Raw genomic sequence first — 16426 nt, 5'->3', positions numbered from 1 at the left:
CGTTCCCGCGCATCATGCGGCGTTTCTAAAGCAACTGATCAATCATAACCGCGTTGGTATAGATCACGCTGCCATCGCTCGCTCGATGCCCGACCAAATGGAACTGACCTCGCTCGTAATCGTGTTCTTTATGTATATAGACGCGCATTTGGCAATCGGACAAGGGGCCGCATCCCTCTGGCAAGACCAAATCCATTGTGCTCATGTCGACGTCGACCATGGCTTCACGCTCATGGGTCTTCTGCAGGCGTTCTTCAGCTTCCTCCAGACGCAGATGGAGGGGGCCGTCGACTTAAAAATGGATCTCACCGACCGGGATGGACTTCTGGTCGGGACTGGGCTTGCACCAGCCTTCGAGCGTCAGGGCACTCATGACAAAACCTCCATCGTGGACTGCTGGGCTACTGGACTCGGTGGCTATTGTCCCTTCTCAATGCCATCACTTGTCTGACTGCTACGCATAGGCAGGGTTCGTTTTTTGGGGCCGCTGCTGGCCAATCTCTGCCGTCCGTAATCTGAAATTGAGTATAGCTGGCAACCGGGCCTCGCTTGCCCGCCTCACGGTACAGCCCGATGGCTCTATACTTCTTACTGGCTTTGCCACCGGGATGGGTGGTAGTTGTCTGCCCTGCTTGGACGTCAGTGGCGATGCTTTGGCATAACCAATGAGCAACAGGAACAGGATGAAGAGAACATGGCAATAGCAATTATCTTGATACTAATCGTTATTGCATCAGTACTCTTCCATATACTCGCGCCTTGGCATGCAACACCGGCAGCTTCCAACTGGGGATCCATAGACACCACCCTGTTTATCACCCTGATCATTAGCGGAATATTTTTCATCGCCATCACGGTTTTTATGGCGGTGGCGGTGATGCGTTATCGTCACAAGGAGGGATCCAGGGCGCACTACCAACCAGAAAGTAAAAAACTGGAACTATGGTTAATTATCGTTACTTCGGTAGGTATTGTCGCCATGTTGGCGCCAGGCCTGGTTGTTTACGATGATTTTATCCGGGTACCGAAAAATGCCTATGAGCTTGAAGTGATCGCCCAGCAGTGGCAGTGGGCCTTTCGCTTCCCTGGCCAAGACGGGAAGTTGGGTAAGTCAGATATCAAATTTGTTGATTCCACCAACCCCCTCGGCCTTGATCCCAATGATCCTGCCGGGCAGGACGATGTACTGATAAAAAGCAATGAAGTTCGTCTTCCGCTCGATAAACCGGTGAAAGTTTTACTGCGATCCAAAGATGTGCTGCACGATTTCTATGTTCCGCAAATCCGCAGCAAGATGGACATGGTGCCGGGGATGGTGTCGTACTTTTGGTTTACTCCGACCAAAACCGGAAAGTATGAAATTCTTTGCGCTGAATATTGTGGTGTCGGTCATTACAACATGCGCGGCCAGATGATCGTGGAAGAGCAGGGCGCCTTCGATCAATGGCTGAAAAGCCAACCGACGTTTGCACAGACATTAGCCGCGGCTGCCAAGCCCAGTCAGGACAGCGTGCTGGAAAAAGGCCGCCAGTTGGTCGAAAAATACGGTTGCGGGGCCTGCCATAGCCAGGATGGCAGTGCCAGTCTCGGCCCGGGATGGAAGGGCTTGTATGGCCGCACTGAACAGCTTGCCGATGGCAGCAGTGTGCAGGTCGATGAGGCTTACCTGAAAGAGTCGGTCCTCGATCCGAAGGCCCGCCTGGTACAAGGCTACCCGCCGGTCATGGTGACCTATACTCTCAATGACGATGAACTGGGTGCACTCATCGCCCTGATCAAATCACTGGGTGCTGCGCGACAAGGCGACGAATCTGCTGCCGGCCAAGCGCCGGGCCCAGGTGAGGACCTGGCGGCGCAGGGACAGCAGTTGGCTGAATCGCTCGGCTGCCTGGCCTGCCACAGTGTCGATGGCAGCAAGGGCATCGGTCCCAGCTGGCAGGGTCTGTACGGCAAGACCGAAACCCTTGCCGACGGTACGAGCATCAAGGTCGATGAGGGCTATATAAAAGACTCGGTTCTTAATCCCGCTGCCAAAATCGTCAAGGGATATGCACCCGTCATGCCGGTCTTTGCTCCCAGCGATAAGGAGTTGAATGCACTGATCGCTTTTATCAAATCCAAAGCGAATGCCGACGCTGATACGAGCAAGGCGCAGCCAGGGAAATAGCCGTAAGCAGCCAGAAGTACACCGAAACTTCGACAGGAGGATGACGTGATGGCCTATGCGGAGCAAGCCGAAACAGAAGCACTGCACGAGCCTAAAAGTTTCCTGACCAAATACATCTGGAGTCAGGACCACAAGGTCATAGCCATTCAATACTCCTTGACGGCTCTGTTCGTGGGGCTTATCGCCGTGGTGTTGTCCGACTTGATGCGCTTACAGATAGGCTTCCCCGGCAGTTTGGCGTTCATGGACGCCAATACTTACTATCAGGCGATGACCATGCACGGCATGATCATGGTCATTTATTTGCTGACGGCCCTGTTTCTGGGTGGCTTCGGTAACTATCTGATCCCACTGATGGTGGGCGCCCGCGACATGGTCTTTCCCTACGTCAACATGCTGAGCTACTGGTTCTACCTAGTGGCGGTACTGGTATTGCTCGCCGGATTCTTTGTGCCGGGCGGTCCCACCGGTTCGGGCTGGACGCTCTATCCGCCGCAGTCCATCACCAAGGGAACACCTGGGGTCGAATGGGGCATCGTCCTGATGCTCGTCTCTCTGGCGATTTTTATTGTTGCCGCCACCATGGGCGGGCTGAACTACGTCACCACCGTATTGCAGGCACGCACGCACGGCATGACATTGTTTCGCATGCCGCTCTCCGTATGGGGCATCTTCATGGCCTCGATCATGGCTTTGCTGGCCTTCCCGGCGTTGTTTGTCAGTGCGGTCATGATGCTGTTCGACAAACTATTGGGTACCAGCTTCTTTATGCCAGCGATGATCTCGCTGGGGCAGCAGCTCAATCACCAGGGCGGCAGTCCGATTTTGTTCCAGCACCTGTTCTGGTTCTTCGGCCACCCGGAAGTCTACATCGTGGCTCTCCCTGCGTTTGGCCTGGTCTCCGACTTGATCAGCACCCATGCGCGTAAAAATATCTTCGGCTACCGAATGATGGTGTGGGCGATTATCGCGATTGGCGTGCTCAGCTTTGTGGTCTGGGCGCACCATATGTATGTCAGCGGGATGAACCCGTACTTTGGCTTTTTCTTCGCCGTCACCACCTTGATCATCGCGGTGCCGACTGCACTGAAAGTCTACAACTGGGTGTTGACCCTGTGGCGGGGCGACATTCATCTGACCGTGCCGATGCTGTTTGCCCTGGCCTTTATCGTCACCTTCCTGGTGGGTGGTTTGACCGGGTTGTTTCTCGGCAATGTGATCGTGGACATTCCGCTCTCGGACACCTATTTCGTCGTCGCACATTTCCATATGGTCATGGGGGTCGCACCGGTACTGGTGGTGTTCGGCGGCATCTATCATTGGTTTCCGAAAGTCACCGGGCGCATGTTTAACGACACCCTGGGCAAGCTGCATTTCTGGATTACCTTTCTGGGTACCTACGCCATTTTCTTCCCCATGCACTACTTGGGTTTCCAGGGTATGCCGCGCCGTTACTATGCCTATGAAAACTACGCGTTCATCCCGCAGTCGGCGCAAGAGTTGAATGCGTTTATTACGGTGGTCGCATTGACCGTCGGCGTTTCCCAGTTGCTGTTCGTGTTCAACCTGGCCTGGAGTGTATTTAAAGGTAAGCCCGCAGGCAGTAATCCCTGGGGCGCGGCCAGCCTGGAATGGCAAACGCCTAACACTCCACCGATACACGGTAACTGGGGAGCGAAACTGCCGGTGGTGCATCGCTGGGCCTATGACTACAGCGTGCCGGGGATAGAGCAGGATTTCGTGCCGCAAACGGTCTCTGCCGAGGAGCTGGAGCAAATGCGGCAACTCAGTGCCGGAACCAAGATAGCGGACGTTAAAACATGAACAGACTGCTATTGAGAAACGCCGACGACGCTGACCCCGGCGGCAGTTGGAATCGCGATCCTGAAGGTATTCAGGCCGACGCCGATAGAAGCCGAACCGCAAGGGTAGGCCTGCGCTTGTTTCTGGCTGTGGTGAGTTCGTTATTCTTTCTCTTCCTGCTCGCCTTCATTGCCCGCTCACAAATGGCCGACTGGCTACCCCTGACAGACCCCTTGGCGCCTTTAGCCAACCCATGGCCGTTGTGGGTGAATTCGGCTTTTCTGGTACTGAGTTGCATCGCACTGCAGTGGTCGCGCATGGCCGCCCGACAGGCTCGACTGGACGCAACGGCCATGGGTTTTGTAGTGGGCGGTGTATTTGCAATTGCCTTTCTGGTGGGGCAACTCTGGGTCTGGCAGCAGTTTGTCGCCTGGGGCTACTTTGTCGCCAGTAATCCGGCCAACAGTTTCTTCTACCTGTTGACCGGTGTGCATGGCCTTCACCTGCTGGGCGGGCTGATTGCCTGGGGCATAACCGTCGCTAAATTCCTGCGTCACGTGCCGTTGCCGCAACTGCGCGTCAGCGTAGAGCTCTGTACCACCTATTGGCACTACTTATTGGGTCTTTGGTTCGTGCTCTTCGCGCTGCTGACCAGCACGCCGCAAACCTATGAAGCCATCGCCAGATTCTGCGGCCTGAGGTGAAAAGCCATGGCATCGCACCCATTAGCACCGGCCGAGTCAAGTTCATCCAATCCACCAAGCCCGCCGCCTGCGCCGGGATGGCAGGGCATCGCCAGCGACTGGGCCTCGGATAGGGAGGCTTTCAGGCAGGTCCCCTGGGGCAAGGCGATGATGTGGATATTCCTGCTTAGCGACACGTTTATATTCACCTGTTTTTTAACCGGCTACATGTCGGTCCGCATGACCATCACCGCCCCTTGGCCGAACCCCAGTGAAGTGTTCGCATTGACGATTGGCGGTAGAGAAATCCCGCTTATTCTGATTGCCATCATGACCTTTGTGCTGATCAGCAGCAGCGGCACCATGGCCATGGCTGTTAACTTCGCCTATCGCCGTGATCGCGCGAAAACCACAGCCCTGATGCTGGCGACCGCTGCCTTGGGCGTGACCTTCGTCAGCATGCAGGCATTTGAATGGAGCAAGCTTATCGCCGAAGGCGTGCGTCCCTGGGGGAACCCCATGGGCGCGGCGCAATTTGGGGCCAGCTTCTTCATGATTACCGGTTTTCACGGACTGCATGTGTCAATCGGCGCCATCTATCTCAGCATTGTGGCGATGAAAGTCATGCGAGGAGATTATGAGCGCTCCGGAAACTATCAGAACGTCGAAATAGCCGGGCTTTACTGGCACTTCGTGGACTTGGTGTGGGTGTTTATTTTTGCTTTCTTCTATTTATGGTAGAGGAGCACGGGTGATGGCGCATGCTCAGGGTCAACAACATCCGATCAGTTTGTACCTCAAAATCTGGGGGCTGTTATTCGTCCTCAGCACGATGTCGTATCTGGTCGATTACTTTCACTTCCATGGCTACCTTCGGTGGGCCCTGATTATCACTTTCATGTTGTTGAAGGCAGGTTTAATTGTCTCCATCTTCATGCACATGGCCTGGGAACGGTTGGCCATGGTCTACGCCATATTGGTGCCACCGTTGTGTTTGCTGGTGCTCGTCGGGTTGATGGCCACCGAGGCGGATTATGTTTTCCTCAGCCGGGTCATCTTCTTCGGTCAATAAACAGCTTACGGAGGGCTTTGAGCCTCCGGGGTCAACCCGCAATAAATGGCGTTATATCGTTCGCTTGAACTGATGCCATTTGTGCAGCCAGGCGACTGTCCAGTGAGGGGATGCCGTACCCGTGCCGGCGATCTTCAGTTTTGGATGATGTTCAATGACCCGATCCAATACCGGCTCCTGATTCGGATCAACATCCACGAAGAAGATATGTTTGCCGTCTTCCACCATCTGTTTAAAGTTGCGGAAGTGCGCGTTAGGTACCTGAATACCAAAAAAGCCGCCTTCCCAGATGCAGAAGCCAAATATAACAATGGCAAGGAAGATAAAAGGTACCCAGCCTGCGGCGGTTTCGGTCCACCCCAGCCAATAGGCACCGCCAAGGATCAGCGCTGCGAGCGGCACACCAACCACTGCACCAATCTCGCCAGAGTGAACAACATCCTGCTTCATCAACGAGTTGACCTCGTGGAGGTGATGTTCTTCAACATCAGCCACTTGTTCGCTGAGCACATGAATTTGTTCGGTGTTGATGCCGTTGGCTTCCAGTTCGGTTTCAAGGGCTTCGAGATCGTCGAGATTGTCACTGATGTAATAGTGTCGGTTCATGCCACACCTCCCATCTCGTGTTGGCCGTAGGCCTCCTCTGTCCCGCAGCCGTAAACTGAGATTTGCAGTCGGTATCTGCGCCCGTGGGGAACGTTGCACACTTCATGCAATCCGTAGGAAGTATAGCATTCGCTAGTATGCGGGGCCGGAGGCGTCAAGGTCTGGGGCGGTTGAGGGGCTGACGAATTCTGCATTGCAGCGCCACATCCAGACGCTCCCCAGTTAACCATTCGTAGAGGAATCCAAAACGCTATGAAAATATTAATGCTTGATAAAATTTGGTAATAAATCCGTATTTTTCGAAAAAAACGCTAACGGACTTCGGGGTAGTCGCTAATGGGGAGATGCCTCAGAGCCCGATTCCACCAAACCCCAGGCACAAAAAAACCGGCCATCAAGGCCGGTTTTTTCTTTACCTGCATCCCCCGTCAAGAAACGACGTGAGACTGAAATCTGATTGGAGCGGGTGAAGGGAATCGAACCCTTAATGGACACGGAGGTAGGAGTGTTGTGTAGGCGCTTGTAGTGGTCTAATGAAACCGGATACCCATTTAGGCGAGAATGCTCGCCAGATCGAGGTGTCTGATGACCAAACAACGCCATGTCTTTTTCCGCTGAATTCAAGCGCAAGGCTTCCGACCTCGTGCTCAAGCAAAACTACAGCTTCATCGAAGCCAGTCGTTCACTCGGCGTCGGCGAATCGGCCTTGCGACGTTGGGTCGATCAAGTCCAGAAGGAACGCCAAGGCGTTACCCCGCAGAGCAAAGCGCTGGCCCCGGAACAACAGAAAATCCAGGAACTGGAAGCTCATACCGCTCGACTTGAGCGAGAGAAATCCATCCTAAAAATGGCTACCGCGCTCTTGATGTCGGAAGATCACGAGCGTTCGCGCTGATTGACCAGCTGTGCAAAATGTTTGAAGTCACCCGCTCATATTTCTACGCCCGGCGTCTCAGACGCCGGACATCCTGATGTTGAGCGGCTTCGGCTGCGCAGTCGGGTCAATGAACTGTTCACGCAAAGTCGCAGTGCTGCGGGCAGCCACAGCATCGTGTCGATGATGCGTGAAGACGGAGAGTAACTGGGTCGGTTCAAGGTACGTAGCTTAATGCGCGAACTTGAGCTTGTGAGCAAACAGCCAGGTTCTCACGCCTATAAACGAGCGACGGTTGAACGACTGGATATCCCGAATACGTTGAATCGGGAGTTCGATGTCCCAGCGCCTCATCAGGTCTGGTGTGGCGACATCGCTTGCATCTGGGCTCAGGGCAAATGGCATTACCTGGCTGTTGTTCTGGATCTTTGCGCGCGCCGAGTAGTGGGTTGGGCATTGTCGGAAAAGCCGGACGCCGAGCTGGTTATCAAGGCGCTGGACATGGCCTACCAGCAACGTGGTAGGCCTCAGGGGTTGCTGTTTCACTCGGATCAAGGGGCGCCCAGTATGCGAGCCGTTAATTCCGCCAGCGGCTCTGGCGTTATCGAATGCGCCAGAGCATGAGTCGCCGAGGAAACTGCTGGGACAATGCGCCGATGGAGCGGGTATTTCGGAGTTTGAAAACCGAATGGATACCAACTACGGGCTACCGAACGGCCCAAGAGGCCCAGCGCGACATCAGTCATTTTTTGATGCATCGGTGCAACTGGATTCGACCCCATTAATTCAACGCTGGGCTCGCGCCAGCTCAGGCCGAGAAAAACTTAACGTCGTGTCCGGGATTAGTTGACCACTACACTTCAGACGAAAAAAAGCCCGCAGGTTGGCGGGCGTAAGAGGCGTACAGGAACCAGTTCCCTAGATTAACAACAAGGTAAAGTACGATGAAAGAAGCTAAGAATCGAATTATGCGGAAAGGTTAGACATAGCTTTGAAGACAGCTGTTGTGCCGGCCAAACCAGCTGTAATGCACACCCACCCCATGGGGTTACCTGCTGTAGGAGTAGTGTTAAGTCGTGTAAAGCCCCTAGTGTAATACCCACCATCTGCTGGAACTTCCGAACCAAAACTCGGAGTGCAACTTACCAACACCCACTCCGTTAACCCGATCACTTGAGGAATACGCTGCAACACTACAACACCGTTTTGTGGAATCGTGACCTCAGATAAACCATTAAGCGAAATGTTGCCAGTGTTGCTCAGTGTGACAGGCCCACTAAGTGGACGCAGGCTCACACTCTCTCCAGGAGCCGCTGTAGCAGTTAAAGTAACAAGCTTGATCGAAGGGTTTCCTACGTTAGGGTTAATAGTGGCGAATTTATGGGCCGCCAGGTCCACCGCAACGCCAGATAGCGTAATGGTCTTGAAACCCGCAGCCTTGAACTTACTACTGCTATTACCGGATGCCATGCCCTCAACCTTGAGCCCTAGAATATTGTTCAAGTTGGTCAGAGGGTCCAGGTAATTATCGAATGTACCGATAGGTTCATTACTGGAGCGGAACTCAAGGTAGGCGTTAGTGCCAAGGCTGTACAGATACCCACTACCGCCGGAGGAGAACAAGGTGCCATCAGCAGCATTCGCCAAATGACTAGCTTCAATCAATAAGCGCCCGTTAGTGCCCAGCATGGCCAGCTTGCCGATGCGTTCGATCCAAGCTCCCCGCACAGAGATCTGACGGCAATTGCGCGCATAGATGCCCGTCTGTGATTTCTGGATCGAGAACCCATTAGAGAAGTTTACGTTGTAGGGGGACTGCACGGCGTTACCAGCGCCCGATACATCCGAAGTACTTTCGCCCTGCCCACTAGCATTATCCGCCATAGTTGAGGGATCTGGATCCCAATCGATATTAATGCACTTAAGGGCCACGGCACCATCACGGCCTTCCGCTGCCCCCCCATTAAACTCAATTTGACCGTGCTGTCCTGTCATCCGAAGGGCTTCACCCCCATTCGGCACCTGGATGAACACTTTGTTGAAAGTAACAAACTGGATCGGTCGCTGGTAGTTAGCGGTGGTGTAGCCACCCCGTGTCCACACTCCATAATTGAAGTTCGAAACGCGAACGTCGCGAAACTCTGAATACCAAAGACCTCCATGGGTATACGCAGCGTCCCACTTGGCTTTAACGTACATGCCCCACTGGGTCGCATTCACAACTGGCTGAGCAAATCCGGCTACTGCACTGCCCATGATGTGCATGCCAACCATGTGAGATGACGAAACGGCTCCGGCCTCGATTTCAATCAAACCATAAGGCACCGTAGAAGATGCTGGAAGCGCTGTGATATATGTGGCGCTGGAGCCATCCCCACAATGACTAACACTGTGCAGCTTAACAAAAATCGAGTGTGGGTAAGATCCAGCCGGGTAACGCACCCATCCTCCGCCTTGGTTCTTTACATACTCAGAAGCGGCGGCTGTAGCCGGCGTCCAATCCCAGGTTGAAGGAAGGAGTCCAGGCTTGAAGATAATCGCGTCCGCGAACTCCCAGATATTCACCGTTACACCAGACAGCATCATATTGACTGTAGTAATAGTGTCCGCCACAACGCCGCGCTTGAAGCCCATGTCTGTCGAGACAATCTCATTGGTGGGTTGGTCGTTCGTGACTCCCGATTTTCCTAAAATACTCATAATATGATCATCCATGATTGTGATGTTTGGTTTAGTTACAACAGCCCTGTTCGCATTTCTAGTTACTGCTGCTTTGGTTTCCGACGGTGCTCGGCTAAACGCCACCGCCAACTGACTGGCTTCCCAGCGAATCACGTTGTAAGCCAGCCAAAGTCCCCATACCTCCTGATAGACCAGGTCGACTTTTTTGCTACGCAAGGTCATCGCGTTCCGCTGCATCGAAGTCTTGATGGCAATGGAGCCCAATTCGATCTCCCAGCGCTCTGATAAAGCTTGGCAACGGCCTTGGCTGTAGGTATCGGCTGGGCGCCGTCGGCCTGCTCCAGGAGATAGCTGAGATCATCCAGATCAATCACCTGAGCTCGGTGCAGAGCGTGCGCCTGAGTAAACAGAGCTTTATGGTGAGCTCCGGGATGATCGAGCAACGCGACATCGTCCCGCAGCATCACTTTCCACCGCGCGATCGCCCTGGACTTATCAGCCAGTACTTCAACGTGTTCCTGGTTCATCATCCTTACCCTCGTCAGCTCACTGGTATACTGTATGTATAAACAGTATGTCAATGGAAGGTAGTCGGGCTGAGTCTGCCCGATGAAAAACCTATCAGGGCATTGGTGAGAGGTGCGGAGGAAAAACGTCGGGCGAAGAAAAAAACAGTTGAAAACGCACTTATCCCCCTCTCGCCGACGGGCCTTGCGTCCTTTTTTTGTGCAAATTCGGATGTAGTGCAAACAGACCTGCGGACTAGGCGGGCGGTGGGGTTCTGCAGGCGATCGGTAATTTCACAGAGTGCAAAGTTTTGAAAGGAAATGAAGATCGGTTGCACAGAGGCGTTCAGGACGATCAAGAATGGGGTAGCTTCGAAGGCCTCGGTTTCATTGGGTGAAAAATTCCAAAATGCCAAATAATTGGTGTTTTCAGATTCCTGATCGATCTTTTTTGGAAGGATTAGGCCTGCATGTGTAGGCGGGGAAATTCAATGCAGGCCAGGCACAGCAGGGGGCGCGCTGAGGTTGTGGAGTTTTACAACTTAGCGGATCAGGGCTTTTCGACCAAAGTCGCGCCACAAGAGGCCATGCCGAAAGTGAACAGGTGTTCTTTTTCATCGCGTCGCGCCTCATGCAAGCGCGTTATTACAGCTCGAACATCTTCTCTGGCTCGAACAGCAAAATCACTCGATCTAACCAAGCGCTCCCAGTCGGCGAGCAAATCCTCGCCATACGCTTGATGATAGTTTTCCGTGGTGCGATTGAGTTTTGACTGCAGCTCAGAGGTGCGACCATGCGCCATTGTGTTCCGAAAGTTCAGAAGCCGCGCAATGGTTTGCAGAGGCCGCGCTCCTGTACCCTCCGGAAATTTCACGTCCAACTCCTCGGACAAGAGTTCCAGCTTTGCCCACGGTGGCAGGCGCTCCAGTTCTTCCCAGCATTCGAAAGTAACAGCGCCGGCGTGGTTTAAGTACGCCTCGAAAGAGAAAGCAGTTAGCACAGTGCAAGACAGAAATTGCCACATTGCCCCATCCGGATTGCTCAAGCCCACATCCAGAACACACTCAGACGCAAACCACAGCTCGGCGTACGTATGAATCGTCCGCTGCTTGGTGATGACAACGGTAGGCGGTTTCGACATCACGAGGTCCCTGGCGACATATGCTCATCCACCACAAGGCAGAGATAGAGTCCCAGTTTAGGCATCTTTCCGAATAGGTGTGCATCCAATACACCATGAAAAACGTCACTTTATTGAGAGCGATTCTTAAAGGTGGGGGCATTTTCAAAAAGAGCGATATCGGCGATACGGTGGCAAAAAATGGTCTGTAAGCCCAGGTTTTACTGGGCTTTCGGTATTACAAGGCAAGGTAATACGAAGCGATATGACATGTAATATTTCTGCCAACCCCTAGGATTCATTGGGTTTAAAGAATGGAAAACTAGCTTTATAGAAAGGTAATACTATCGCCTCCCTTTCGCTCAAATATCGCTTTTCCTAAAAACCTCTGGAGTCCTTTATCTACAAGTGACGGAAAAAGGTGACGAATTTATTTATAAGCAAACAGCTAGACCGGTCACGACTCGACAAAATCCTGAGTAAAAAAAGCGGTTATCAAGACCGTTTTTTCTAATCCATCCCAGCGCCTTACCCGGATTCGCCGAAAAAACCTTCTTCGCCTGCACCCATCTCTCGATCCTCAAACGCAGAACGCACAGCCTCCACAACGCGTTCCGCCATGCGCTCATCTTCAAGCTGCGGGTACCCTTTCTTTAGCTTGCCGGACACCACCCAGCCGTTCTCCTTGATGGAGCGGATGATGCGGTTCGCATCCAGGTCTGGCATTTCCAGTACCTCTTTCAGCTGTTCCTGAGCTCGCTGAAAGATCACCAGAACTCTGGCTTCATCCGCCATTTCCTTTCGAATCGTGTGCTCGACGACACGTGCGGTGTACAGGACGTGTTCGGTCAGATCGGGATAGCGCCAGGCGAAACACGCGTCCTCGTATTCATCGAAGATGAAGTTGCTGCGAGTCCCGTCCTCGTAGGTCACGAGTTCGCCGAACCGATAGGCCGCTGCGTAACGTCGCATGAACGGTCGCGAGAACACTTCGAGCGTACGGTCGTAGCCGGCCCTGAAGTCGATCGAGCTCGTGATTGTGGCTGACACCGGCAGTATCACGCCGTCGGGCACTGCCTTATCCCGAATCAGGGTGTCGTTGATCAGGAAACGATGAATCCGGCCATTGCCATCGCGCATGGGATGGATGTACACGAAGCCAAAGGCCAACACAGCGGCACGTGCCAATGATTCCGCGCCACGCGTTGCAACTTCAAACTCGTTGAGTCCTGCCAATAGCTGAGCGAGATCCGCGAAATGTGGGGCAATGTAATGCACGATGTCCTCGCGCATCGTGGCTTGTCCCACAAACACCGGAGAGCGCCGCAGGCCCAGTCCAATGGCATCACGCCCCAGAATGCCGGCTTGCAGGGAGTGCAGGCTGTCGTTGCTCAACGGGTCTTTGATATGTCCGCAGTACTGGGCGATGACATGGGCAAACCGCTGGATACGATCGGCCTGGTCGGCTTCCTTTTCGATGAGAAAGCTCGCGCGCGATTCCTTGAACGTCAGCCAACTGGCGGTACGCATCAGGATGTCGGGGCCAAAGGCCTGATCCAATTCATCCAATGCCTCGCGTAGATCGAATTGCAGGGCCTCCTGCACTGGCACCGTACGACGAACCAAGGGGCAGAACTCAGCCGTCCCCGGCAGGTTGTTATTGACTCGCCAACGCCGAGTTCGCAGTGACTCGCGACGAGTCAGGTAATCTTTTGGCGAAAGTACATCAACATAGCCGCCATTGGTTACGTCTGGCACATCCAGACGTTGCCCTGTCAGCCATTCGTAGAGGAATCCCGTGCGACGGGCATACTGACCGAATGGCTCCCGTCGACACCAGTCTTCGACAGGCTGCGGACCTATGGTCGCAAACAGGCGGGCGAAGAACTCGAGATGGATCTCTTCGTACTTGAGGCCGAATTCGAAATGTCCTGCGAAATCGTCTGCGGGCCGATAGCTTACCGGATACCGGTTCTCCACATTGCCGTCACTTTCGCGACTGACACGTACAGTGCCGATCATCGAGTCGACTCGTAGAGGCTGTGCCAGTGCGATGTCGTAACGGTTTGCGAGGGTCTTGAAACCGACTTGCATTGACGAAATCCTTTACTGGGGCAAGAAAAACGCTAACAGAACGTCGATCATATGCGAAAACGCTAATTTCCGTAGATATGAAAATATTAACGCTTGATGAAATTCGATAATAAATCCGTTTTTTTCGAAAAAAACGCTAACGGATTTCAGGATAGTCGCTAACGCCCCGAGAGCACTTACTCATCGATCAGCGGACAACGGACGAAAAAGGGGAGATGCCTCATAGCCCGATTCCACCAAACCCCAGGCACAAAAAAACCGGCCATCAAGGCCGGTTTTTTCTTTACTTGCATCCCCCGTCAAAAACGACGTGAGACTGAAATCTGATTGGAGCGGGTGAAGGGAATCGAACCCTCGTTATCAGCTTGGGAAGCTGGAGTAATGCCATTATACGACACCCGCTCAGAGCGGCTGACTTTGTACCAGATGTGAGCGCGGATTTGAAGTTTTTCTTTATGCGCGATGGCTTTAGCGTCGGGTGAAACACAAACAGGGACCGCTTGGCGGTCATTCGCGGGCAAGCCTCGCGCCTACGGGAGTGCGTTCAACACAGTAGGGCGGGACTTGCTCGCGATGACTCTGTTTCAGATTGCAAATGCATGGTGGTCCTGGACGTACTGGTAACGCGGTCGGCTTTCGAGTTGCGTCGGTTTCAGGAAGCCCAGCAGTGCGTTACGGCTGTCTTGGCAAGCGGTTTTGTGTTCCATGTCGAGGAAGTGGCCGGTGGCCTGAAGGGTGCTGAAGGTGCTGTGTTGTACATGGCCGGCGAACAGCCTGGCATCGGCGGGGGCGGTGTACTCGTCCCATTCGCCGTTCATGAACAGCACTGGCACATTGATTTTCTTTGCCGCGTTCAGGTAGCAGTTGCGGTCGCTGTTGAGCACGTCGCTGATGTGGAAGTGCATCTGCCCGTATTCGTGTTCGGCCAACGAACTGACGTGACGGTGGTTGAAGCGCTTGAACAGCGAAGGCAGGTGTTTGCCGATGGTGCTGTTCACCAGATGGCCGACGCGGTCACCGTCCCGGTTGCCGAGGTAATCGACACCGCGCTGAAGGTAGTCGAGCATGTGCTCGTTGACCACCGGCGAGAACGAGCTGATCACAGCCTTTTCGATGCGCCGTGGCCGGTGGGCTAGGGCGACGAGCGTGGCGGCGCCACCAAAGGAGAACGACAGCACGTGTTCGGCGGCGAAGTGGTCGATCAGCTCCAGGAGGATCTGCCCTTCGATTTCCTTGGTCAGCATTTTCTCATGCAGGTTGTGAGCCTTGGACTTGCCCGCGTAGGGCTGGTCGTAGCACACCACATTGAACTGCGGATAAAGGTTTTTCACGGTTTGGGCAAACGACGCAGTCGTGGACATCGAGCCGTTGACCAGAATGATGGTCTTTTCTGCGGCGTCTGCGCGATAGAACTCCGTGTAAACCCGATACTGACCCTGTATATCCAGCACAGCGATTTCTGGCCTCATGACATAAGACTCCTGGCAAGCGGGTATGCGCGCAAATCAGATTGCACGAGCTTTGTGACAGGTAGGCATACGCCTGGAATTTTTGAAGGCCCATGTCGATCCATTGCACGCCGGTCGACGGGTATTGTTATAAGCGGGCAGTTTGCCGGGGGAAGGCGGAACCTGAGGGTTCTCTGCCGGCAAAAAGTTTCTTAGAGTAGTTTTGGTGACTCATCGGTCACATTTCGCGCCGACGTCCTGATTCAAGCAGGGGTCACGTCATCGCGCAAGTATCTTTCGAAAAATGTTCGACAACTTCTGCTGAGCGGTCGTCGGCTTAGATCAATCGGATCTCTTCGACGCTCAACGGCCGGTATTCGCCGGGCTTCAGCGCGTCGTCGAGCAGCAGCGGCCCCATGCGTTCGCGGTGCAGGCGCAATACCTTGTTGTCGAAGTGGCCGAACATCCGTTTTACCTGATGATAACGGCCCTCGACGATGCTCAGGCGCGCCGATTTTGCCCCGAGCAAGACCAGTTCGGCAGGCTGGGTTGTGAGGTCTTCGAAGGCGAAGTACAGGCCTTTGGCGAACGTGATCGCGTAGTCGGCAGTGATCTCCTGCTCCGTCTCGACATAGTACACCTTGGGCAGTTTGGTCTGTGGCTGGGTCAGGCGTCGCGACCAGGTGCCGTCGTTGGTGATCAGCATCAGGCCGGTGGTGTTGAAGTCCAGGCGACCGGCGATGTGCAGGTCATCCTTGTCCGCTTCATGGATCAGGTCGAGCACCGTCGGGTGTTGCGGGTCGCGGGTCGCACTGACGCAGCCGGGCGGTTTGTGCAGCATGAAGTAGCGGGCCGGTTTACCGACCTGCAGCACTTCGTCGTCGACTTCCACGCGGCTGAACTCGAGAACCTCGGCGTGAGGGTCGCTGACGATAGTTCCGTCGACTCTGACGCGCTTTTCCACCAGCAACAGGCGTACCTGCTTGCGGTTGAAGCGGGGCAGGTTGCTGAGGAAACGGTCAACGCGCATGGCCAGGGATCGGTGGGAAAAGGGCTGCGTATGTTACGTGATCGGCCAGGCGGTTGCTTGCAACTGCGCCTCGACCCGGGCGCAGGCCGGGCACAGGCAGGACTTGTCACGCAGCTCGGCCGGCAGCGTTTCGAACACCGCCGGGTCGATGCTGACGCCGTAGCACCAGCAGGCACGATCGACGGTTCGTGGGTCGGCCAGGCTGCAGTCGTTGGAAGCGCCACAGGCCGGGCAGAGGTCTGGCTTATTCATGAAAGGGTCATTTGGTAATGGCCGGTTTGCTTGGCCCGAGCTGCGCATGATCGTCCCGCAAGCCGCCATGTGCAAGCTAACGCTCGCAC

The 16426-nt window shown here is 54.3% G+C and carries 12 protein-coding genes, 1 tRNA gene and 3 pseudogenes; 6 read left to right on the top strand and 10 right to left on the bottom strand.

Annotation, left to right across the window (positions count from 1 at the left end; genetic code table 11):
* Nucleotides 1–25: 25 nt before the first annotated feature.
* Nucleotides 26–373 (bottom strand): annotated as a pseudogene (locus tag AC1DIS_RS06540) (hypothetical protein).
* 321 nt (nt 374–694) lie between these two features.
* On the opposite strand from AC1DIS_RS06540, the gene AC1DIS_RS06535 reads away from it, so the two are divergent.
* From AC1DIS_RS06535 to AC1DIS_RS06515, 5 genes are read left to right on the top strand one after another with little or no spacing between them, the layout of a single operon-like run.
* Entirely contained in the window at nt 695–2167 is a 1473-nt protein-coding gene (locus tag AC1DIS_RS06535) for a c-type cytochrome (RefSeq protein ID WP_477743417.1), read from the top strand.
* A 48-nt stretch (nt 2168–2215) separates the two neighbouring features.
* Nucleotides 2216–3991, top strand: a complete 1776-nt coding sequence (ctaD, locus tag AC1DIS_RS06530; protein WP_477743418.1) for a cytochrome c oxidase subunit I — start codon at nt 2216–2218, stop codon at nt 3989–3991.
* Nucleotides 3988–4674, top strand: coding sequence for a cytochrome c oxidase subunit 3 (locus tag AC1DIS_RS06525; RefSeq protein WP_096479652.1), 687 nt, complete (start codon nt 3988–3990; stop codon nt 4672–4674). The genes ctaD and AC1DIS_RS06525 overlap by 4 nt, the downstream gene beginning before the upstream one ends.
* Nucleotides 4675–4680: 6 nt before the next feature.
* Nucleotides 4681–5394, top strand: a complete 714-nt coding sequence (locus AC1DIS_RS06520) for a heme-copper oxidase subunit III family protein (protein ID WP_026286474.1) — start codon at nt 4681–4683, stop codon at nt 5392–5394.
* Nucleotides 5395–5407: 13 nt separating this feature from the next.
* Nucleotides 5408–5725 carry a cytochrome C oxidase subunit IV family protein gene (locus AC1DIS_RS06515; RefSeq protein WP_007935708.1) on the top strand — a complete coding sequence of 106 codons (318 nt, stop codon included), beginning with the start codon at nt 5408–5410 and terminating at the stop codon, nt 5723–5725.
* Between the two features lie 51 nt (nt 5726–5776).
* Here AC1DIS_RS06515 and AC1DIS_RS06510 read toward each other — a convergent pair whose 3' ends face one another.
* Complete coding sequence (locus tag AC1DIS_RS06510; RefSeq protein WP_018926809.1) at nt 5777–6331, bottom strand: hypothetical protein; 555 nt, start codon at nt 6329–6331, stop codon at nt 5777–5779.
* A 585-nt stretch (nt 6332–6916) separates the two neighbouring features.
* Here AC1DIS_RS06510 and AC1DIS_RS06505 point away from each other — a divergent pair.
* Nucleotides 6917–8055, top strand: a pseudogene (locus AC1DIS_RS06505) (IS3 family transposase).
* A gap of 1928 nt (nt 8056–9983) precedes the next feature.
* Here the strand turns inward: AC1DIS_RS06505 and AC1DIS_RS06500 are convergent.
* The 8 genes and pseudogenes from AC1DIS_RS06500 to AC1DIS_RS06465 form a co-directional block, all read right to left on the bottom strand.
* A pseudogene (locus AC1DIS_RS06500) lies at nt 9984–10175 on the bottom strand (IS4 family transposase); the annotation flags it as partial.
* Entirely contained in the window at nt 10106–10417 is a 312-nt protein-coding gene (locus AC1DIS_RS06495; protein WP_477743383.1) for a hypothetical protein, read from the bottom strand. The pseudogene AC1DIS_RS06500 and the gene AC1DIS_RS06495, both read right to left, overlap by 70 nt.
* A 526-nt stretch (nt 10418–10943) precedes the next feature.
* A complete protein-coding gene (locus AC1DIS_RS06490; protein ID WP_477743384.1) occupies nt 10944–11534 on the bottom strand; it encodes a hypothetical protein in 591 nt (196 codons plus the stop codon).
* 507 nt (nt 11535–12041) lie between these two features.
* A complete protein-coding gene (locus tag AC1DIS_RS06485) occupies nt 12042–13607 on the bottom strand; it encodes a Fic family protein (RefSeq protein ID WP_413696403.1) in 1566 nt (521 codons plus the stop codon).
* Nucleotides 13608–13935: 328 nt separating this feature from the next.
* A tRNA-Gly gene (locus AC1DIS_RS06480) sits at nt 13936–14009 on the bottom strand.
* A 182-nt stretch (nt 14010–14191) separates the two neighbouring features.
* Entirely contained in the window at nt 14192–15076 is an 885-nt protein-coding gene (locus AC1DIS_RS06475) for an alpha/beta fold hydrolase (RefSeq protein WP_018926808.1), read from the bottom strand.
* Between the two features lie 316 nt (nt 15077–15392).
* The gene (locus AC1DIS_RS06470; protein ID WP_064619776.1) at nt 15393–16085 is read right to left on the bottom strand and encodes a pseudouridine synthase; all 693 of its coding nucleotides are present in this window, start codon (nt 16083–16085) and stop codon (nt 15393–15395) included.
* 33 nt (nt 16086–16118) lie between these two features.
* Nucleotides 16119–16337 (bottom strand): cysteine-rich CWC family protein, encoded by a 219-nt coding sequence (locus AC1DIS_RS06465; RefSeq protein WP_018926806.1) that lies wholly within the window; start codon nt 16335–16337, stop codon nt 16119–16121.
* Between the last annotated feature and the right edge of the window lie 89 nt (nt 16338–16426).

Source organism: Pseudomonas sp. 05N433 (assembly GCF_056396925.1).
The sequence above is the reverse complement of the archived record's forward strand: the minus strand, read 5'-3'. Positions and strand labels throughout refer to the sequence as shown.

What these genes read in the sequence shown, in the direction of transcription:
- AC1DIS_RS06535 (WP_477743417.1), top strand. Translation starts at nt 695, where the DNA reads ATGGCAATAGCAATTATCTTGATACTAATCGTTATTGCATCAGTACTC.
- AC1DIS_RS06465 (WP_018926806.1), bottom strand. Translation starts at nt 16,337, where the DNA reads ATGAATAAGCCAGACCTCTGCCCGGCCTGTGGCGCTTCCAACGACTGC.
- AC1DIS_RS06520 (WP_026286474.1), top strand. Translation starts at nt 4,681, where the DNA reads ATGGCATCGCACCCATTAGCACCGGCCGAGTCAAGTTCATCCAATCCA.
- AC1DIS_RS06515 (WP_007935708.1), top strand. Translation starts at nt 5,408, where the DNA reads ATGGCGCATGCTCAGGGTCAACAACATCCGATCAGTTTGTACCTCAAA.
- AC1DIS_RS06485 (WP_413696403.1), bottom strand. Translation starts at nt 13,607, where the DNA reads ATGCAAGTCGGTTTCAAGACCCTCGCAAACCGTTACGACATCGCACTG.
- AC1DIS_RS06470 (WP_064619776.1), bottom strand. Translation starts at nt 16,085, where the DNA reads ATGCGCGTTGACCGTTTCCTCAGCAACCTGCCCCGCTTCAACCGCAAG.
- AC1DIS_RS06475 (WP_018926808.1), bottom strand. Translation starts at nt 15,076, where the DNA reads ATGAGGCCAGAAATCGCTGTGCTGGATATACAGGGTCAGTATCGGGTT.
- AC1DIS_RS06490 (WP_477743384.1), bottom strand. Translation starts at nt 11,534, where the DNA reads ATGTCGAAACCGCCTACCGTTGTCATCACCAAGCAGCGGACGATTCAT.
- AC1DIS_RS06510 (WP_018926809.1), bottom strand. Translation starts at nt 6,331, where the DNA reads ATGAACCGACACTATTACATCAGTGACAATCTCGACGATCTCGAAGCC.
- ctaD (WP_477743418.1), top strand. Translation starts at nt 2,216, where the DNA reads ATGGCCTATGCGGAGCAAGCCGAAACAGAAGCACTGCACGAGCCTAAA.
- AC1DIS_RS06525 (WP_096479652.1), top strand. Translation starts at nt 3,988, where the DNA reads ATGAACAGACTGCTATTGAGAAACGCCGACGACGCTGACCCCGGCGGC.
- AC1DIS_RS06495 (WP_477743383.1), bottom strand. Translation starts at nt 10,417, where the DNA reads ATGATGAACCAGGAACACGTTGAAGTACTGGCTGATAAGTCCAGGGCG.